The sequence below is a fragment of the Streptomyces sp. NPDC001828 genome (assembly GCF_042892175.1).
In the GTDB taxonomy this organism is placed as follows: domain Bacteria; phylum Actinomycetota; class Actinomycetes; order Streptomycetales; family Streptomycetaceae; genus Streptomyces.
On the sequence record NZ_JBIATV010000017.1, the window covers coordinates 200,984 to 221,331 of the forward strand.

Below are 20,348 nucleotides of genomic sequence, written 5' to 3' on the forward strand. Positions count from 1 at the left end.
TTTCACGTCAGAGCCCGTCTCGCAACACCGGCCGCGCCGACCGCAGTCAGCACAGCAGCCTTTTGGGGCGGAGGGGCCCGTACCTCGATGTCCGTGCACAGTCAGTCGACGGCCCCGTACGAGGCGGCCGCGACTCCCGAGTTCCCCCGACACGTCGTCACCGCCGTCGTCGTCTCGCACGACGGGGCGCGCTGGCTCCCCGACGTCCTGGCCGGACTCCTCGGCCAGGAACGCCCCGTGCAGAACGCCTACGCCGCCGACACCGGCAGCGCCGACGACTCCGCGCGCCTGGTCACCGAGGCGCTCGGCGCCGAACGCGTCCTGCACCTCGCCCGCCGCACCGGGTTCGGCGCCGCCGTCGAGGAGGCCGCCCGCACCGCACCCGTGCTCGGCCCCGAGGAACTGCCCTACCTCAAGCGCCCCAGCGGCTGGGACCCCGTCTCGCGCACCTGGCGCGACGACAGCTACGACCTGCCCGAACTCCCTTACGGCGAGCCCGTGCAGTGGCTCTGGCTGCTGCACGACGACTGCGCGCCCGAGCCCGACGCGCTCGCCGAACTGCTGCGCGTCGTCGACTCCAACGAGCACGCCGCGATCGTCGGCCCCAAGCTGCGCGGCTGGTACGACCGCAAGCAACTCCTCGAAGTGGGCGTCTCCATCGCCCACAGCGGGCGCCGCTGGACGGGCCTGGACCGGCGCGAGCAGGACCAGGGCCAGCACGACCAGGTGCGCCCCGTCCTCTCGGTGTCCTCCGCGGGCATGCTGGTCCGCCGCGACGTGTGGGAGGAGCTCGGCGGCTTCGACCGCAGACTGCCCCTGATGCGCGACGACGTCGACCTGTGCTGGCGCGCGCACGCCGCCGGGCACACCGTGCTCGTCGCCCCCGACGCCGCGGTCCGCCACGCCGAGGCCGCCGCCCGCGAGCGCCGCACCGTCGACTGCGCGGGCCGCTCGGTCGTGAACCCGCACCGGGTCGACAAGGCCGGCGCCGTCTACACCATGCTCGTCAACTCCCGTCCCGCGCTGCTCCCCTACGTGCTGCTGCGCATCGTGGTCGGCACGCTCCTGCGGACCGTCGCCTACCTCGTGGGCAAGGTGCCGGGCCAGGCCGTCGACGAGGTCATGGGCCTCTTCGGCACCCTGCTGCGGCCGGGCCGGATCCTCGCCGCACGCAAACAGCGCGGCAGGAGCGGCGTCGAGGCGAGCGAGCTGCGCCCGCTGTTCCCGCCGCCCGGCGCCACCATCCGCGCCACCGTCGAATCGGTGGCGGGCAGCCTGGGCGCCGGCACCGAGGACACCGGCGGCTCCCGGCACGGAGCCGTCGAGTCGGGCCCCGGCGGCGACGACGCCGACTTCCTGGAGATCGAGCAGTTCGCCCGCCTGAAGAAGATCGCCCGTAAACCCGCGCCGGTCCTCTTCGCGCTCCTCCTGCTCGTCTCCCTCGTCGCCTGCCGCAACCTGCTCGGCGGCGGCACCCTCATGGGCGGCGCCCTGCTGCCCGCGCCCGACGCCATCGGCAGCCTGTGGGGCCGGTACGCCGACGCCTGGCACCCCGTCGGCGCCGGCGGCACCCAGACCGCGCCGCCGTACCTCGCGATCATCGCGGTGCTCTCCGCCCTGTGCTTCGGCTCGACCGGCTTCGCGCTGACCCTGCTCCTGGTCTGCTCGGTCCCGCTGGCCGGACTCACCGCCTACTTCGCGTCCCGCCCGCTCGTCGCGTCGCGCCAGCTGCGCGCCTGGGCCGCCATCGCCTACGCCTTCCTGCCCGCCGCGACCGGCGCGCTCGCCACGGGCCGCCTCGGCACCGCCGTCCTGGCCGTCCTGCTGCCGCTGATCGCCCGGGCCGGCGTGAGCGCCGCCGGGTTCCGCGGCGAGGGGGCGCGCGGCAGCTGGCGCGCCACCTGGACGTACGCCCTGCTCCTGACCATCGCCATGGCGTTCACCCCCGTGGTGTGGCCGGTCGCGGTGCTGCTCGGCATCGGGGTGCTCGCGCTGCGCCGGGGTGACATCACGGCGTACGGGCTGCGCTTCCTGGCCGCCGTCGGCACCCCGGTCCTGATGCTCGCGCCCTGGTCGCTCACCCTCCTGACCGGCCCGTCCGGCTTCCTGCGGGAAGCGGGCCTGGAGTACGGCGACGGCTCGGCCGGCGCGCTCGACCTGCTCGGGGCCAGCCCCGGCGGGGCCAAGACCGTCGGCGGGCTCGTGCTCATCGGGCTCGTCGGGGCGGCGCTCGCGGCCCTGCTGCGCTCGGAGCGCACCTTCGCGATCCGCACCGCCTGGGTGGTCGCGCTCACCGGCTTCCTCTTCGCGATCCTGTCCAACCGCAGCGCCTGGGCGGGCCCCGCGACCCTCGTCTACGGGCTCGCGCTGCTCGCCGCCGGCGCGCTCGGCGCCGAGAACGGCCGCACCCGGGTCGCCGGGCACGGCTTCGGCTGGCGCCAGCCGGTCGCCGCGCTCATCGCGCTCGCGGCCGCGCTCGGCCCCGTCTACTCCGCCGCCAACTGGATGATCGGCGGCGCCGACGGCCCGCTGAAGCGGCGCGACCCGGTGCAGGTGCCGGCGTTCGTCGCCGAGGAGAGCGGCACCCGCGACCAGGCCCGCACCCTGGTCCTCGGCGGCACCTCGCCCGCCAAGGTCGCCTACACCCTGGTGCGCGGCTCGGGCGGACAGCTCGGCGACGCCGAACTCGCCGCGTCCGGGGCCGGTGACGCCGGGCTCGGCAAGGTCGTCTCCAACCTCGTCGCGGGCTCCGGCGCCGACCAGTCGAGCCAGCTCAGCGGATTCGCCGTGCGCTATGTGCTGGTGCGCGACGGCGCCCCCCGGTCGTTCGGCCGCACCCTGGACGCCACGCCCGGCCTCAGCCGGCTCAGCCAGCTCGACGGCAGCGCGCTGTGGCGGGTGGACCGCCAGGTCGCCCGTGCCGTGATCGTCCCGGCGAAGGGCGGCGAGAGCCTGCCGGTCGCCGCCGACCCCGTCGACATCCACACCAAGGTCCCGGCCGGCGAGGCGGGCCGCGTCCTGCGCATCGCCGACAAGGCCGCCCCCGGCTGGACCGCCACCCTCGACGGCAAGGCGCTCAAGAAGACCACCGTCGACGGCTGGGCCCAGGGCTTCGAACTGCCCGCGGACGCGGGCAAGTTGGACGTCACCTACGACGCCCCGTTCATCCACACCCTGTGGATCTGGACCCAGGCCGCGCTCGCCCTCGTCCTGCTCGTCCTCGCCCTGCCCGGCCGGCGCCGCCAGATCGACGACGACCTGCCCGAGGCGGAGGAGGCCCTCGCGGCCGTCCCCGCACAGCCCGTCGCGGGCGAGGGCCGCCGGGCCCGCAGGCTCCGCGCCCAGGCCGAGGCCGCCGAGGCCCCGGACGCTGAACAGGCCGCCCCGGGGGCCGAGGTGCCCGCGCAGCCCGCGTACGGGGAGTGGGACGCGGCGCAGTACGCCACCACCTCCCCGGCCGACGCCGCCGAGCACGGCCAACAGGCCCAGCAGAGCTACGACCCGTACCAGCAGCAGTACCCCGGCTATCAGCAGTACCCCGACGGGCAGTACCCCGAGGGCCAGTACTCGGACGGGCAGTACTCCGAGGGCGAGTACCCGGAGGGTCAGTACTCCGACGGCCGACACTCCGAAGGCCAGTACCCCGACGGCCAGTACGCCCAGGCCCCCTACCCCGAGCAGCAGCCCTACCCCGACGGCGGCTATCCCCAAGTCCCGGGCGCGGACGGCCAGTTCGGGCAGGGCCAGTACGCCGACGGGCAGCCCCAGCAGGGTTACGACCCCCGGCAGCCGGGGGCCGGGCAGTTGCCGCCGGATGAGCAGTACGACCCGTACGGCTACGGGTATCCGCCCGAGCACCCCGAGCAACAGCAGCAGCCGCCGCACCGCCCCGACGGGAGCCAGCAGTGAAGAGCACCACCCTCTCCCTCGCCGCGGGGGCCGTCGCGCTCGCCGCCCTGACCGGCTTCGCCTCGCTCACCGCGCCCGGCGGCTCGGCCGACACCGGGGCCAAGGCCCCGGCCCGGCTGCCCGTCGAACGCTCCAGCCTGCTGTGCCCGGCGCCCAGCACCTCCGACCTCGCCCAGACGACGTACACGGCGTTCACGCCCAAGGGGGCGGCCCAGGGCGGCTCGCCGGGCAAGCCGGGCACGGCGGTGCTGACCCCGGCGGTGCCGCCGCCCGCCGACTCCGGCGCGCCCGCCACCGACAAGGGCAAGGACGGCAAGGGCAAGAAGGCCTCCGACAAGCCCGCGTCCGACAAGCCCGTCATCACCCTCAAGGAGCCCGGCAAGCCGGCCTCCGCCACCGTGAACGGCGCCGACGCACCGGCCCTCACCGGCTCGGCCGACGGACCGCTCGCGCCGGGCTGGGCCGCCCAGCAGACCACCCAGATCACCGGGGGAGTCGGGCGTGCCCTGCTCGGCACCAACTGCACCGCGCCGGACGCCGACTTCTGGTTCCCCGGCGCCTCCACGGCCAAGGACCGTCAGGACTACGTCCATCTGACCAACCCGGACGACACCGCGGCCGTGGCCGACATCGAGCTCTTCGGCAAGGACGGCGCCATCAAGGCCGACACCGGCGAGGGCATCACGATCCCCGCCAGGTCGAGCGTTCCCGTTCTCCTCTCCACGCTGACCGGCACGGTGGCCGACGATCTGACGGTGCACGTCACCACCCGGGCCGGCCGGGTCGGCGCGGTGGTGCAGGCCACCGACGCGAAGGCGGGCGCGGACTGGCTGCCCGCCTCGGCGGAACCGGCCGCCTCCCAGGTGCTTCCGGGCATCCCGGGCGACGCCACCGACGTCCGCCTGATCGTCCACGCCCCGGGCGCGGACGACGCGGACCTCAAGGTGAAGCTGGCGGGCAAGGGGGGCAGCTTCACACCGGCGGGCCTCGACACCATCCACGTGAAGTCGGGGATGACGGCGTCCTTCGATCTGAAGAACGTCACACGGGGCGAGCCGGGTTCCCTGATCCTCACCCCGAATGCGGACGGCGGCACTCCGGTGGTCGCCGCGCTGCGCGTGGTCCGGGGCACCGGCGACAAGCAGGAGATCGGCTTCATCCAGGCGGCGGCCCCGGTCGGCACCCGCGCGACGGTCACCGACAACCGGGACAAGGCGTCCACGCTCGCGCTCACGGCGCCGGGCACCAAGGACGCCACCGTGAAGGTCACCTCCTCGGCCGGTACCGAGGGCGGCGAGCCGCAGTCCAAGACGTACACCGTGAAGGCCGGCACCACCCTCGCGGTCGACCCGCAGGTGCCGTCCGGCCTCAAGGGCTCGTACGCGCTGACCGTCGAGCCCGATCCGGCCGGCGGCCCCGTCTACGCCGCGCGCACCCTGGCGATCCCCCAGGACGGCGTGCCGATGTTCACGGTGCAGACACTGGCCGACGACAAGGGCACGGTCGCGGTGCCGGCCGCCTCCCAGGACCTCACGGTCCTGGGCAAGTAGCGGGCGCGGGAGTCGTAGGAGGAGTCAGTCCTGGCCGTACCGGGGGTCCACCGACTCCGGTGCCAGGCCCAGGAGTTCGGCGACCTGCTCGACCACGACCTCGTGGACGAGCAGGGCCCGCTCGTCCCTGCTCTTGGTGCGGATCTCGACCGGCCTGCGGTAGACCAGGATCCGCGCCGGGTGGTCCTTGCCGGCCGTGAGGGCGCGCCCCAGCGGCACCGCCTCGTCGCTCCAGGCCGAGTCCCCGTCGTCGTCGGCGCCGCCGGCGGACTCCTTGAACGGTACGTCGGTGACCAGGAACTCCACTTCCGCGAGCTGCGGCCAGCGCCGCTCCAGGCGCTCCACGGAGTCGAGTACGAGATCGCGGAAGGTCTCGGCCCTGCTGGCCGACAGCGGCACCTGGGGCGGAGCCACGGGCCCGCGCATGCCACGGCCGTGCCGGTCGCGGCGCCGGGGCCCCGATCGGGAGCCAGTTCCTTCGGCTGAGCTGGAGCTGTCCATCACTGACGCAGCGTAGCTCTCCGGGCCCGTCGGGGATCGCGGCGACGGCCTCGCGGGCCCCATGTCGGGGCCCTGGGTACCCCGGGTCCGGGCCATGTCGCCGGATGACCGTTTCGGCCACGCGTGAGAGCGGTTACCGGCCCGTGCGACACCTGGCATTTGGCGTGGTTTGACCGAATCGTTCCCAAGTGGGGCCCGCCAGAAGGCCGGTAACCACTCGTGGCTCTCTGTTCCCGTGCAGGTCAGCGCAGTTGCTCCGGCGGCCCCTGTGCCCGAGCTCACACCGCGACACGGGGGAGTGAGCTGGTGGGGAGTCGTCGCGGCCCGGTCAAGAGTGCGGTACCGTCCAACGTCGTGAGCCCTGTACGTCGCTGTTCGCGCACCGCGTGCGGCCGCCCTGCCGTCGCGACACTGACGTACGTCTACGCGGACTCGACCGCAGTTCTCGGTCCGCTCGCCACCTACGCCGAACCCCACTGCTACGACCTGTGCGCCGAGCACGGCGAGCGCCTGACCGCGCCCCGTGGCTGGGAGGTCGTCCGCCTGACCGACGCCTCCGCCCCGGCCCGCCCCAGCGGCGACGATCTGGAAGCGCTTGCCAACGCCGTGCGGGAGGCCGCCCGCCCCCAGGAGCGTGCCGCCGAGGCCGGCGGAGCGCGCGCGGCGGACCCCGTCGAGGTCGGCCGCCGAGGGCATCTGCGCGTCCTGCGCTCGCCCGACTCCTGACCCGGCACCCGTCGCCGCCGTCAACCCCACAGGTATCGCGGCCGAGTTGGCACAGTCGGCCGCCGGTCCACCGAAGCTATGGCCTGCGCCCAGCCGGCGCCGGGTAGTTTGGGAGCCCGGTCGGCGCCCCACGGAGGGCGTCGGCGACGACATCAGGGAAGGTTGGGCCGTGGCTGCTGATCTGTCGCAGATCGTGAAGGCGTACGACGTCCGCGGAGTGGTGCCGGATCAGTGGGACGAGTCGCTTGCCGAGCTGTTCGGCGCCGCCTTCGTCACCGTGACGGAGGCCGACGCCATCGTCGTCGGCCACGACATGCGGCCCTCGTCGCCCGGCCTCTCGGCGGCCTTCGCGCGCGGCGCGGCCGCCCTCGGCGCGGACGTCACCCTCATCGGCCTCTGCTCCACGGACCAGCTGTACTACGCCTCCGGCGCGCTGGACCTGCCGGGCGCGATGTTCACCGCCTCGCACAACCCGGCCCAGTACAACGGCATCAAGATGTGCCGCAAGGGCGCCGCCCCGGTCGGCCAGGACACCGGCCTCGCCGAGATCCGCGAACTGGTCGAGCGGTGGTCCGAGCAGGGCGCCCCGGCCGTCGCGCCGAAGGCGGGCACGATCGTCGAGCGCGAGACGTTGACGGACTACGCGGCCCATCTCAAGTCCCTCGTCGACCTCACCGCCATCCGCCCCCTGAAGGTCGTGGTCGACGCGGGCAACGGCATGGGCGGGCACACCGTGCCCACCGTGTTCGAGGGCCTGCCCCTGGACCTGGTCCCGATGTACTTCGAGCTCGACGGCACGTTCCCCAACCACGAGGCCAACCCGCTGGACCCGGCGAACATCGTGGACCTCCAGGCCCGCGTCATCGCCGAGGGCGCCGACCTGGGCCTCGCCTTCGACGGCGACGCCGACCGCTGCTTCGTCGTCGACGAGAGGGGCGAGCCGGTCTCGCCCTCCGCGATCACCGCCCTGGTCGCGGCGCGCGAACTCGCCCGCCACCCCGGCGGCACCGTGATCCACAACCTGATCACGTCCTGGTCCGTCCCCGAGGTCGTCCGCGAGAACGGCGGCACCCCCGTCCGCACCCGCGTCGGCCACTCCTTCATCAAGCAGGAGATGGCGGCCACCGGCGCGATCTTCGGCGGCGAGCACTCCGCGCACTACTACTTCGCCGACTTCTGGAACGCGGACACCGGCATGCTGGCCGCGCTCCACGTCCTGGCCGCGCTGGGCGGCCAGGAGGGCACGCTCTCCGCGCTCGTCGCCCAGTACGACCGCTACGCCGGCTCCGGCGAGATCAACTCCACGGTCGACGACCAGGCCGGCCGCGCGGCCGCGGTCCGCGCCGCCTACGAGGGCCAAGAGGGCCTCACCCTGGACGAGCTGGACGGCCTGACCGTCACCGCCCAGGACTGGTGGTTCAACCTCCGCGCCTCCAACACCGAGCCGCTGCTGCGCCTGAACGTCGAGGCGCGGGACGAGGCGACGACGGCGAAGGTGCGGGACGAGGTCCTGGCGATCGTCCGGGGCTGACCCGGACCGCCCTTCGGGGGCCGGGCCGTAAGGGTGGGGCGTGGGCGGCCGGGCTGCCCACGCCCCACCGCCCGCACGGGGCGGCGACCCCCAGGAGTCACCCCCTTCACCGGACACGCAACCCGCCGACCCCGGCGGTAGGCTGACCTGGCCAGACCCCGCGCGCGTTCCGTACGCGTACGGAACGCGGCACCACGGAACGAAGTACCGCCGAAGGGAACCCCATGCCGCTCGAAGCCGGCCTCCTCGAGATCCTCGCCTGCCCGGCCTGTCACGCGCCGCTCAGCGACGCGACCTCGGCGGACGAGCCCGAGCTGATCTGCACCGGCAAGGACTGCGGCCTCGCCTACCCCGTGCGCGACGGCATCCCGGTCCTTCTGGTGGACGAGGCCCGCCGCCCCGCCTGAGCCGGGTACGAGCCCCGCCCGCGCAGTCCCGGTACACCCCAGCAGAGCCGGAGGCCGACCCCCATGCTCGACGAGTCGCTGCTCGACGATCCGGAAGCCCTCGCACGGGCCGACCGCCGTGGACTGCTCCGCGGCGCCGCGGAGGCGGGCGCCCGCGTCCGCACCGCGGCCCGGCACGCGGCGGAGGCCGGTATCGCCGAGCTGAAGCCGGAGGGCCGCCCCCGGTCCGTACTGATCGCAGGACCCGGCACCGCGGCGGCCGGCGTGGCCGACCTGGTCACGGCGCTCGCGGGCGCCTCGGCCCCGGTCACCCGCCTCGAATCCACCGGCGTCGCGCCCGCCGCAGGCGCCCTGCGCTGGACCCTGCCGGGCTGGGCCGGCTCCGTCGACCTGCTGCTCGTCACCACCACCGACGGCAGCGAACCGGGCCTCGCCCTCCTCGCCGAGCAGGCCTACCGCAGGGGCTGCAACGTCGTCGCCGTGGCCCCCCGACGCTCCCCGCTCGCGGAGGCCGTGGACGGTGTGCACGGCCTGGTCGTCCCCATGGCGTCGGCGCCCTTCGAGCCCGACGAGGCGGAGATGTCCGCCGCGAGCCCGGGCGCGCTGTGGTCGCTCTTCACCCCCCTGCTCGCGCTGCTCGACCGGGTCGGCCTGCTGAGCGCGCCCCCCGAGACCATCGAGAAGATCGCCGCCCGCCTCGACCGCACCGCCGAGCGCTGCGGCCCGGCGATCGCCATGTACAGCAACCCCGCGAAGATGCTCGCCTTCGAGCTCGCCGAGTCGCTGCCGCTGATCTGGACCGAGGGCGTGGGCGCGGCCCCGGCCGGACGCCGGTTCGCCGCCGTGCTGAGCGAGCTGTCCGGCCACGCCGCGCTCGCCGCCGCACTGCCCGAGGCGCTGCCCGCGCACGGAGTGCTGCTCGCGGGCTCGCTCGCCGCCGGCGCCGACCCGGACGACTTCTTCCGCGACCGCGTCGACGAGCGCGAGCGGCTGCACGCCCGGGTCGTCCTGCTGCGCGACCGCCCCACCGGCGGCCTCTCCGCCGCCCCGGCCGCCCGCGAACTCGCGCTGAGCCATGACACCCCGATCAGCGAGCTCGAACCCGAGGAGGGCACCGAGCTCGAATGCCTCGCCGAACTCCTCGCCATCACCGACTTCGCGACGGTCTATCTGACCATCGCGTCGACCTGACGTCGATCCGGCCCCGCTCGCGCGAACCGGGCGGGGCCGGGTTCGGTCCGAACCGGAACGGTTCAGTCCGAGCCGACGCGAACCGAACCGGATGAACCGGACGAACCGGAAACTGAAAGCGAACACAGGACGACCCATGGACCGTCTCACCAACACCATCCGTCCCTACGCCTGGGGCTCCACCACCCTGATCCCGGACCTCCTCGGCACCGATCCCACCGGCGAGCCGCAGGCCGAGATGTGGATGGGTGCCCACCCCGGAGCCCCCTCGCGGCTCGACCGCGGCCAGGGCGCGACATCGTTGTCGGACGTGATCGCGGCGGACCCGGCGGGCGAGCTCGGCCGCGCCGCGGTGGCCCGGTTCGGCCCCCGGCTGCCCTTCCTCCTCAAGCTCCTGGCCGCCGGCGCCCCCCTCTCCCTCCAGGTCCACCCCGACCTCGCGCAGGCCAAGGAGGGCTACGAGGCCGAGGAGCGGGCAGGGGTCCCCCTCGACGCCCCGCACCGCAACTACAAGGACGCCAACCACAAGCCCGAACTCATCTGCGCGCTCACGCCGTTCGAGGGCCTGTGCGGCTTCCGCACCCCGGAGGAGGCCGCGCGCACCCTCGCCGCCCTCGATGTCGACTCGCTCAAGCCGTACGCCGACCTGCTGCTCGCCCACCCCGTGGAGGCGGCCCTGCGCGAGGTCCTCACCGCCGTACTGACCGCGGACCGCGAGGAGATGGCGGCGACGGTGGCCGAGGCCGCCGCCGCGTGCGAACGCCTCGGCGGCGCCCAGTACAGCGCGTACGCCTCCCTCGCGCACCACTACCCCGGCGACCCGGGCGTCCTGGCGGCGATGCTGCTCAACTACGTCCAACTCCAGCCTGGCGAGGCCCTGTTCCTCGGCGCCGGAGTGCCGCACGCCTACCTCAGCGGCATGGGCGTGGAGATCATGGCCAACTCCGACAACGTGCTGCGCTGCGGCCTGACCCCCAAGCACGTCGACGTACCCGAACTGCTGCGCGTCGTACGCTTCGAGCCGACCGACCCGGGCGTGCTGCGCCCCGAGGCCTCGCCGTCGGGAGAGGAGCTGTACGAGACCCCGATCGACGAGTTCCGCCTGTCCCGGTTCGTACGGGCGGAAGGCGCGGCGCCCACCGAACTGACCGCGGCGACCCCGCAGATCGTCCTGTGCACCGCGGGCAGCCCCTCGGTCGGGGGATTGACACTGACCCCGGGCGCGGCCGTATTCGTGCCAGCAGAGGAAAAGTCCGAACTGTCCGGTACGGGAACGGTGTTCCGCGCCACCGTGGTTGCCTGATGTAACAATGTGCCGCCGCGGGGTCCGGCGTTGGCCGGCCCCCGCAGACGGCCACCGACGAAGGGAAGACGGCAACTCCATGAGCGCGTCAGGCGGAACCAAGGCCATCGTGGCGGCGCTGAGCGCCAACCTCGCCATCGCGGTGGCGAAGTTCGTGGCGTTCCTGTTCAGCGGTTCGTCGTCGATGCTCGCGGAGAGCGTCCACTCGGTCGCCGACTCCGGCAACCAGGGCCTGCTGCTGCTCGGCGGCAAGAAGGCCAAGCGCGAGGCGACGCCCCAACACCCCTTCGGCTACGGCCGCGAGCGCTACATCTACGCGTTCCTGGTCTCGATCGTCCTGTTCTCGATCGGCGGCATGTTCGCCGTCTACGAGGGCTACGAGAAGATCAAGCACCCGCACGCGATCGAGGCCTGGTACTGGCCGGTCGGCGTGCTGGTCTTCGCCATCATCGCGGAGGGCTACTCCTTCCGTACGGCGATCAAGGAGTCGAACGTCACCAGGGGCGGCCTCTCCTGGAAGCAGTTCATCCGCCGGGCCAAGGCCCCCGAACTCCCGGTGGTCCTCCTGGAGGACTTCGGCGCCCTGGTCGGTCTGGTCCTCGCCCTCGCGGGCGTCGGCATCGCGCTGGCCACCGGCGACGGCGTCTGGGACGGCATCGGCACGCTGTGCATCGGCATCCTGCTGATCCTCATCGCCCTCGTCCTGGCGGCGGAGACCAAGTCCCTGCTGCTCGGCGAATCGGCCGGCGCGGACGACGTGGAGAAGATCAAGGCGGCCATCGTGGACGGCGACACGGTGACCTCGCTGATCCACATGCGCACCCTGCACCTCGGCCCCGAGGAACTCCTGGTGGCCGCCAAGATCGCCGTCCAGCACGACGACACGGCCCAGGAGGTGGCCACGGCGATCAACGCGGCGGAGACCCGAATCCGCGAGGCGGTCCCGATCGCGCGCGTCATCTACCTGGAACCGGACATCTACAGCGCGGAAGAAGCAGCGGCGGGCCCCGACCCGAAGGCAACCCCCGGCGGCCAGTGACCCTCCGAGCAGCACCTCGACGGGCCTGGGGCCCGACGCATTGACGGGCCCGGGCCCGACCGGCAAGCGCCGGAAGAGCCCGGGCCCGTCGGCATTTCCGGAACCGGCTCCGGGGGCCGCCCTGCCCTCCGGGGGCCGGAGACGGTCCCTCAGGGGGTGCTGGGCCGGGGCTTCGCCCGGTGGGTGTGCGAATGGGGGCTCCGCCCGATCGCTGCCGGGGCTCCCACCCGCCTGGGACCACCGGGCGGAGCCCGCCCGACAATCTCCGGGAAGGCCCCCACCTTTCCCCGGGAGCCCACCATTCCCCGAAGGGTCCAGGGAAGGGGCGGGGCGGGGCGGGGGTGGGGCAAAGAACTCCCCACCCCCACCTCGGCCCCTACCGAATCTCGCCCAGCACCTCCAGGACCGCCGCCGAGTCCGGCGCCTCCACCAGCCGCCCCCGGAACCCCGGATCCATCAGCTTCCGCGACAGCAACGCCAGGATCCGCAGATGCTCGTCCCCCGCCGCGGCCTCCGGTACGGAGATCATGAAGATGAGCTTGGCCCGAGTCCCGTCGAGGGACCCCCACTCGATGCCCTCGGCGGACCGCGCGAACCCCACCGTCGGCGACGACACCGCATCCGTCTTGGCATGCGGAATGGCGATCTCCTCGCCGAGCCCGGTCGTCCCCTGAGCCTCCCGCGCGAGCGCGACCCGTACGAGCTCGTCGACGTCCCGCACGTTCCCGGTGGAGGCCAGCATCTCGGCCATCTCCCGAATCGCGGCCTCCTTGTCGTGCGAGGCGAGCCGAACCCTGACGGTCCGTTCGGTCAGATACCCGGACAGCACCTCGGGCGCGACCGCACTGGACGGCTCGGCGGAAGCTTCCGCGGAAGGCTCCGCGACAGGGGCGAGCGCTCCCGCCCCGACACCCGACCCGGACCCAGCCCCAGAACCGACCCCCGCCAGAACCGGCTCGGGAACCGACGAACCACCGGCAGAGCCACCCGCAACGGAGCCGGCACCCGCCGCGACCGCGACGTCACCCCGTCGAGAAGCCTTGCGCCCCTTGAGGTCGATCAACGCGTTCGTGGTCAACGCGGTGACAGCCGTACCGATGGCGATGGCGAGGAAGAACATCGCCGCGCCTCCGACGGCCCCGAACAGCGAGACGATCGGTCCGCCGTGCGGAACGGAATCCGTCACCCCGGCCACGCCCGCGACCGCACCGGCCACCGCGCCACCCAGCATGTTCGCGGGGATGACCTGAGCGGGCCGCGCCGCGGCAAAGGGGATGGCACCCTCCGAGATGCCGAAGAAGCCCATGAACAGCGCCGCGATACCGGTCTCCCGCTCCTGGTCGCTGTACAGCTTGCGCCGCAGCAACGTGGCAAGCCCCTGACCGAGTGGCATGACCGGGATCGCCGCCGCGGCCATACCCATGACCGCGTTGTTCGTGCCGATCAGGCCCACGGCGACAAGGAACGCCGTCTTGTTGACAGGTCCGCCCATGTCGAACGCGATCATCAGACCGATCAGCGCACCGAGCACGATCGCACTCGACCCCGTCATGCCGTTCAGCCAGCTGGTGAGATGCGTGAACAGCCAGGAGATCGGCTGCCCGATCACGTAGATGTAGAACAGGCCCAGCGCCAGCGTCGACAGGATCGGGATCACGATGATCGGCATGATCGGCTGGACGAACTTGGGCACCTTGACCTTGCGGATCCACACCACCAGGTATCCGGCGAGGAAGCCGGTCGCGATGGCCCCGAGGAACCCCGCGTTGGCGTCGGCACCGTAGATGTTGACCCCGTCGTACGCGAGGAACCCGCCGATCATGCCCGGCACCAGCGCGGGCCGGTCGCCGAGCGCGAACGCGATGTACCCGGAGAAGATCGGCAGCATCAGCTTGAAGCCGAGCCCACCGAGCGCGTTGACGTAGAACCAGAACGAGTCCTTGTCGAACTCGATCCCCTTCGCCGTCGTGTGCCCGCCCAGCGCGATCGAGACGGCCAGCAGCAGACCGCCGACCACCACGAACGGGATCATGTGCGAGACACCGTTCATCAGCGCCTTGTACGCGGCACTGCGCTCCTTGCCACCCCCGCCGCCGCTCCCGGCGCCCCCACCGCCGGCCGCGCCGCCCTCGTGCACGGGCGCGCTCCGCACCTGCTCGATGAGCTCCTCGGGCCGGTGGATGCCGTCGGCGACCGGCACGCTCAGCACCTTCTTGCCGGCGAACCGATCGAGCGCGACGTCCTTGTCGGCCGCGATGATGATCCCGTCGGCCTCTCTGACATCGTTGTCATCGAGCACGTTCTCGGCCCCGATGGAACCTTGCGTCTCCACCTTCATCTCGATGCCGAGCGCCGCCGCTGCCTGGGCCAGCTTCTCGGCGGCCATATAGGTGTGGGCGATGCCCGTCGGACAGGCGGTCACCGCGAGCAGCTTCAACTTCCGCTGCCCGTCGCTAGCCGGACTGGTCACGTGGGGGTCTCCTAACGCTTCGCGCCTCGTTCGCGCCTCGTCACGCGGATGGTGCGTACGGTCGGCTCGTTTCCCGAGCGCGGCCGACCCAAGCATCTTCCCTGAGGTAAGGGTCAGATCAAAAGTCCGTAAGGCCCGGTTTGGCCCGGACTGTGGTCCCGACTCCCGGCTGTTTTCCGGTGGTGCCTTTCACCAGGCACACATGGGTTCACTCGGCCGATCGGTGTAGATTCGTGACCAGAGCCAGACGTCGCTGCTGATGGCGGTCGGTCGGTCCCGTGTGGATCCGGCCGAGGGAGAGAGGGCCTCCGACGGACTGCGCTGCGAGCGCGTTCGGGCACTCCCATGCCCATCGCCGCGCCCGCAGACCGGCCGTACCCACCCTCGAAACCAACCCACGAGGAGCAGCTCACCATGACGACTGACGCCACCGGCGCCGGCCAGGACTTCAAGGTCGCCGACCTCTCCCTCGCCGCCTTCGGCCGCAAGGAGATCAACCTCGCCGAGCACGAGATGCCCGGCCTGATGTCGATCCGCAAGGAGTACGCCGCCACGCAGCCGCTGGCCGGCGCCCGCATCACCGGCTCGCTACACATGACCGTGCAGACCGCCGTGCTGATCGAGACCCTGGTCGCCCTCGGCGCCGAGGTCCGCTGGGCCTCCTGCAACATCTTCTCGACCCAGGACCACGCCGCCGCCGCCATCGCGGTCGGCCCGAACGGCACCCCGGACGCCCCCGCCGGCGTCCCGGTCTACGCCTGGAAGGGCGAGACCCTCGAGGAGTACTGGTGGTGCACGGAGCAGGCGCTGACCTGGCCGAACACCCCCACCGGCGGCCCGAACATGATTCTGGACGACGGCGGCGACGCCACGCTCCTGGTGCACAAGGGCGTCGAGTTCGAGAAGGCCGGCGCGGCCCCGGACCCGGCGACGGCCGACTCCGAGGAGTACGCCCACATCCTCACCCTGCTCAACCGCACCCTGGGTGAGAACCCCCAGAAGTGGACGCAGCTGGCCTCCGAGATCCGTGGTGTGACGGAGGAGACCACCACCGGTGTCCACCGCCTGTACGAGATGATGCGCGACGGCGACCTCCTCTTCCCGGCGATCAACGTGAACGACGCCGTGACGAAGTCGAAGTTCGACAACAAGTACGGCTGCCGCCACTCCCTGATCGACGGCATCAACCGCGCCACCGACGTCCTCATCGGCGGCAAGACGGCGGTCGTGTGCGGCTACGGCGACGTCGGCAAGGGATGCGCCGAGTCCCTGCGCGGCCAGGGCGCCCGCGTGATCATCACCGAGATCGACCCGATCTGCGCGCTCCAGGCGGCGATGGACGGCTACCAGGTCACGACCCTGGACGAGGTCGTCGACAAGGCGGACATCTTCGTCACCACGACCGGCAACAAGGACATCATCATGGCCGCCGACATGGCCAAGATGAAGCACCAGGCCATCGTCGGAAACATCGGCCACTTCGACAACGAGATCGACATGGCCGGCCTGGCCAAGATCCCTGGCGTCGTCAAGGACGAGGTCAAGCCCCAGGTGCACACCTGGACCTTCGCCGACGGCAAGGTCCTGATCGTCCTGTCCGAGGGCCGTCTGCTGAACCTCGGCAACGCGACCGGTCACCCGTCCTTCGTGATGTCCAACTCCTTCGCGGACCAGACCCTGGCCCAGATCGAGCTGTTCACCAAGCCGTCCGAGTACCCGACCGACGTCTACGTGCTGCCCAAGCACCTCGACGAGAAGGTCGCCCGCCTGCACCTGGACTCGCTGGGCGTGAAGCTCACCGAGCTCCGCCCGGAGCAGGCCTCGTACATCGGCGTCGAGGTCGACGGCCCGTACAAGCCGGACCACTACCGCTACTGAGCCGAACCCCGAGGACTACAGGGCGTCGGGCCCAACTGGCCCCTGTAGTCCCGGAGTTGACGGCGCGGCCGCCAAGCGTCCGGCACGGCACCGACCGGCAACCCAGCCGCACCGGGAGCACCCGGCGTCAGCCGCAGCAAGCGGCTTCCGCCGGGGCGCCCAGCTGCGACCGGAGTAACCGCCTGTCAGCCGAGCCCCCTCAACTCCGGCCGGAGCGACCGCCCGCCAGCCGAGCCTCGCAGCTCCGACCGGAGCGAGACGCTTCGCTCGGAGCGAGGGGCTTCCGCGCGAGCATCCAGCATCGGCCGGAGCGCGCATCCTCCCGGAGCGCGCAGCGCCGCCGGGGCATCCGGGCCTCCACGGGCGCCCGTGGAGGCCGGCGCATGAGCACGCGGCTCCGGCCGGCGCTCGGGCTCTCTCGGTCTCGGCACGGCACCGGCACCCGGCACGACATCGGTACTGAGGCAGGCCCCCGCACCCCCGTGACGGGGGCCTGCTCCTACCGCTCCACACCGAGTCAGCACCTGACTCCCGAGGACCCCGAGATCCCATGCCCCGCGGCCGATATTCGCTTCACGATCCCCACGACCACACCCCTCTCGGCGAAGAACACTTCCACTGCGCGCCGGGACCTTCCGGCTGGCGCTACGTCTCCCAGACCACCACCCCCTCCGGAGACCACGCGGGCTCCGTAGACCTCGCACTGGACGAACTCGGCCGCCCGATCCGCCTCGAACTCCACGCCGCCGCCTGGCAGGTACGAGGCGCCGCGATCGACGGCGTCACCTGGGTCCGTACGGACCCCTCCGGGACCCACGCCACCGAAGGCAATGTGCGCGCCCACGCCTTCGCCGGCAGTTCCCCCGCTTTTCTCGTCGCCACCTCCCGTCTGCTCCGCCTCACCCCCCAGTCCACGACGACGCGCGTCCGCCTCGTCACCTTCACGGACCCGGTCCTCGCCCCCCGCACGATCGACCAGTCCTGGGCCCTGCTGAAAAGTGAAGCGCACGCCACTGACAACGGCCCCCTGACGGTGGACGAGTACCAGGTCAGCGCCCTGGACACGGGGGAGCAGCACACCGTGCACATCGCCGGCGACGTGGTCCTCGCGGCCCCGGGAATCGAGCTGGAGTCCCTGGAATCCCCGCCCTCGACGTTCCCCACGCCGTAGCTGGCTGACGGGCCGTCAGGCCTAGGCGGGCGGCGCGAACCCGGTCGAACGCACCGGTTCCGCAGGCGCGGCCCCGGCAGCCGGAGCCGCGGCGGGACCATGCACCGGCTCGTGAATCCGCCCCTGCGCCGAGCCCTGAGCGGGACTGCTCACCGGGCCCTGAGCCGGGCTGTGCACCGGCCCCTCAGCAGGGCCGTGCATCGGGCCGTGAGCGGGGTGGTGAACGGGCCCGTGGACCGGCGGACAAGCCGACCCAGGACCCGCGCCCCGAGCCCCCGACGGAATGCCCACAGCCGGCCCGTGCTCCCCGAACGCCCGCCGCGCTTCACGGGCCTGACGTTCACCCACCACGCCGGCCAGGTACGCGGCAGGCGGCACACCCTCCGGGAGCGGCGCCCCCGTACAGGCCACCATGTCCTCGGCAAGGCGGACCGACATCGTCCAGCCCACCTGCGGATCGAGCTGGCCCATCCGCGTCAGGTACTGGCGGACCGCCAGCCAGAGCCCGTCCGGAACGCGCGACAGGTCCAGCCCGGCGAACCGCCCCACCAGCCACGGCGGGGGAGGCGGAACGGCAGCGGCCCACCCCGACGAAACCCGCTCACGTACGACGAGCGTCCCCGCGAACACATCCCCGATCCGCCGCCCGCGCTCGGAGACGAGCGACGCGATGCAGGCCACGACCCCGAACGTCAGCAGGATCTCGACAACCCCCATGGCCCCGCGCACCAGCGCGTGCCGGAACCGGATCGGCCCCCCGTCGTCCCGCACCACTCGCAGCCCGCAGGCCAGCTTCCCCAACGACCGCCCGTGCGAGAGCGTCTCGACCGCGATGGGCCCACCGACCAGCACGAGGACGAACAGCGCCACCGCTATGGCCGCCTGCGCGGCCCCGTCGAGCGAAGCAGTGGCGAACAACATCACCAGCGAGACCAATATGTACGCCGCCCACACAACGGCAAGGTCAATCACCAGCGCCAGCGCCCGACTCGGCAACCGCGCAGGCCGCAGCCCCAGTACGACCGCATCCCCCGTGACCAGCGCGCTCACCCGATACCCCACACTTCGCAGCCGACGGCCTTCCACACCCCTAGGACCTCCCAGTCTGCCAAGCTGGCCCGCAGCGCGCCGCAGTAGTACGGACCGTACGCACCCAGTGCCTGGAGCAGCAGCAGAAAATGGACCTCGACGTCTTCGTGACCGCCCACCACGCGGAGTGGGACCGCCTCGAACACCTCCTGCACCGGGGCCGCCGCCTCACGGGCGCCGAGGCGGACGAGCTGGTGACGCTCTACCAGCGCACGTCCACGCATCTCTCCCTCATACAGTCCACGGCCCCTGACCCCCTGCTCACAGGCCGCCTGACGCAACTCGTGGCCCGTGCCCGCTCCACCGTCACCGGCACCCGCCGCGCGACCTGGCGTGACGCGGCCCGCTTCCTCACCGCGGGCTTCCCCGCGGTGGTCTACCGCTCCCGCCGCTGGTGGATCCCGACGGCCCTGATCTCCATCGCCGTCGCCGCGATCATCGGCTGGTGGATCGGCACCCATCCCGAAGTCCAGTCCGCGATCGCCGCCCCCGACGCCCTGCGTCAGATGACACAGCCGGGCGGCGAGTACGAGACCTACTACTCGAGCCACCCGCCCGCCTCCTTCGCGGCCCAGGTCTGGACGAACAACGCGCAAGCCACGGCGACGTGCCTGGTCCTGGGCGCGTTCCTCGGCATCCCGGTCCTGTGGATCCTCTTCCTGAACATGCTCAACCTCGGCGTCGGCATCGGCCTCATGTCCTCGGCCGGCCGCCTCGACACCTTCCTCGGCCTGGTCCTGCCGCACGGCCTCCTGGAACTGACCGCAGTGTTCGTCGCCGCCGGAACGGGCCTGCGCCTCGGCTGGACCGTCGTGGACCCCGGCCCCCGAACTCGCAGGGCCGCCCTGGCAGAACAAGGCCGTGCGGCCGTCGGCATGGCGATCGGCCTGGCCCTGGTGCTGTTCGTCTCCGGAATGATCGAGGGCTTCGTAACCCCTTCCGGCCTGCCCACTTGGGCCCGCATCGCCCTGGGCATCGCGGCCGAACTGGCCTTCCTCGTGTACGTCTACGTCCTGGGCGGTCGAGCCGCGCGGGCAGGAGACGTGGGCGACGTCGAGGCCACCGCCCGCAGCGCAGAGCTTCCGACGGCCGCGTGATGTGCGTACGACCCCTCTGACCTGCTACTGTCCCCTTCGCCCACAAAATCGTTGACACGGTTCGAGTGGGGAGGTAGATTTGAACGGTTGCCCCGGACTGGACAAGCCCGGGAGCACTGGCTAATATCTAGCTCGCTCTCGCCGGAAATAACATTTCTGAGCGATGAGCCATTCCGACTTCATCATCATTCGAAGCCAAGAAGCCGATTCGGTCGGCTGAAATGCTTCTGGTAGAGTCGGAATCGCCGAAAAGGGAAACGCGAAAGCGAATATCGATTCGGCAGCCCGCTCCAGCGGGTGGCAGAAACAAGAAATTGAGTCTGCTAAACTGGAAACACGAAATACCGAAGGGAAGCGCCCGGAGGAAAGCCCGAGAGGGTGAGTACAAAGAAAGCGTCCGTTCCTTGAGAACTCAACAGCGTGCCAAAAGTCAACGCCAGATTGACAACCCCGTATCCGCTCCGGCGGATCGAGGTTCCTTTGAAA

Annotated in this window: 14 protein-coding genes; 11 read left to right on the forward strand and 3 right to left on the reverse strand. The window is 72.1% G+C overall.

Annotation, left to right across the window (positions count from 1 at the left end; genetic code table 11):
- The first annotated feature begins 87 nt into the window (after positions 1–87).
- Both ACFYZA_RS36195 and ACFYZA_RS36200 read left to right on the forward strand, forming a co-directional pair.
- Positions 88–3,909, forward strand: a complete 3,822-nt coding sequence (locus tag ACFYZA_RS36195) for a glycosyltransferase (RefSeq protein ID WP_388494654.1) — start codon at positions 88–90, stop codon at positions 3,907–3,909.
- Complete coding sequence (locus tag ACFYZA_RS36200) at positions 3,906–5,459, forward strand: DUF5719 family protein (protein ID WP_388494655.1); 1,554 nt, start codon at positions 3,906–3,908, stop codon at positions 5,457–5,459. The genes ACFYZA_RS36195 and ACFYZA_RS36200 overlap by 4 nt, the downstream gene beginning before the upstream one ends.
- Positions 5,460–5,483: 24 nt before the next feature.
- Here the strand turns inward: ACFYZA_RS36200 and ACFYZA_RS36205 are convergent, their stop codons facing one another.
- On the reverse strand, positions 5,484–6,023 hold the full coding sequence (locus tag ACFYZA_RS36205) for a metallopeptidase family protein (RefSeq protein WP_382599558.1): 540 nt from the start codon (positions 6,021–6,023) through the stop codon (positions 5,484–5,486).
- 243 nt (positions 6,024–6,266) lie between these two features.
- Here ACFYZA_RS36205 and ACFYZA_RS36210 point away from each other — a divergent pair, with 243 nt between their 5' ends.
- From ACFYZA_RS36210 to ACFYZA_RS36235, 6 genes are all read left to right on the forward strand, one after another.
- Complete coding sequence (locus tag ACFYZA_RS36210) at positions 6,267–6,686, forward strand: DUF3499 domain-containing protein (RefSeq protein ID WP_382599559.1); 420 nt, start codon at positions 6,267–6,269, stop codon at positions 6,684–6,686.
- Between the two features lie 169 nt (positions 6,687–6,855).
- Positions 6,856–8,217 carry a phosphomannomutase/phosphoglucomutase gene (locus tag ACFYZA_RS36215; protein ID WP_382599561.1) on the forward strand — a complete coding sequence of 454 codons (1,362 nt, stop codon included), beginning with the start codon at positions 6,856–6,858 and terminating at the stop codon, positions 8,215–8,217.
- Positions 8,218–8,441: 224 nt separating this feature from the next.
- Positions 8,442–8,624, forward strand: coding sequence for a Trm112 family protein (locus ACFYZA_RS36220; RefSeq protein WP_053723767.1), 183 nt, complete (start codon positions 8,442–8,444; stop codon positions 8,622–8,624).
- Between the two features lie 63 nt (positions 8,625–8,687).
- Positions 8,688–9,815 (forward strand): SIS domain-containing protein, encoded by a 1,128-nt coding sequence (locus tag ACFYZA_RS36225; protein ID WP_388494656.1) that lies wholly within the window; start codon positions 8,688–8,690, stop codon positions 9,813–9,815.
- A gap of 136 nt (positions 9,816–9,951) precedes the next feature.
- Complete coding sequence (gene manA / locus ACFYZA_RS36230; RefSeq protein ID WP_382599565.1) at positions 9,952–11,118, forward strand: mannose-6-phosphate isomerase, class I; 1,167 nt, start codon at positions 9,952–9,954, stop codon at positions 11,116–11,118.
- 79 nt (positions 11,119–11,197) lie between these two features.
- Positions 11,198–12,157, forward strand: coding sequence for a cation diffusion facilitator family transporter (locus ACFYZA_RS36235; RefSeq protein WP_388494657.1), 960 nt, complete (start codon positions 11,198–11,200; stop codon positions 12,155–12,157).
- Positions 12,158–12,533: 376 nt separating this feature from the next.
- Here the strand turns inward: ACFYZA_RS36235 and ACFYZA_RS36240 are convergent, their stop codons facing one another.
- Positions 12,534–14,627 (reverse strand): fructose-specific PTS transporter subunit EIIC, encoded by a 2,094-nt coding sequence (locus ACFYZA_RS36240; protein WP_388494658.1) that lies wholly within the window; start codon positions 14,625–14,627, stop codon positions 12,534–12,536.
- A gap of 414 nt (positions 14,628–15,041) precedes the next feature.
- Here ACFYZA_RS36240 and ahcY point away from each other — a divergent pair, with 414 nt between their 5' ends.
- Entirely contained in the window at positions 15,042–16,505 is a 1,464-nt protein-coding gene (gene ahcY / locus ACFYZA_RS36245) for an adenosylhomocysteinase (RefSeq protein ID WP_382599570.1), read from the forward strand.
- Positions 16,506–17,055: 550 nt separating this feature from the next.
- Positions 17,056–17,676: a hypothetical protein gene (locus ACFYZA_RS36250; RefSeq protein WP_388494659.1), complete on the forward strand. Its 621-nt coding sequence runs from the start codon at positions 17,056–17,058 to the stop codon at positions 17,674–17,676.
- Between the two features lie 21 nt (positions 17,677–17,697).
- Here ACFYZA_RS36250 and ACFYZA_RS36255 read toward each other — a convergent pair whose 3' ends face one another.
- Entirely contained in the window at positions 17,698–18,726 is a 1,029-nt protein-coding gene (locus ACFYZA_RS36255; protein WP_388494660.1) for an RDD family protein, read from the reverse strand.
- A gap of 128 nt (positions 18,727–18,854) precedes the next feature.
- Between ACFYZA_RS36255 and ACFYZA_RS36260 the strand changes: the two genes are divergently transcribed.
- Entirely contained in the window at positions 18,855–19,862 is a 1,008-nt protein-coding gene (locus tag ACFYZA_RS36260) for a stage II sporulation protein M (protein ID WP_388494661.1), read from the forward strand.
- Positions 19,863–20,348: the final 486 nt, after the last annotated feature.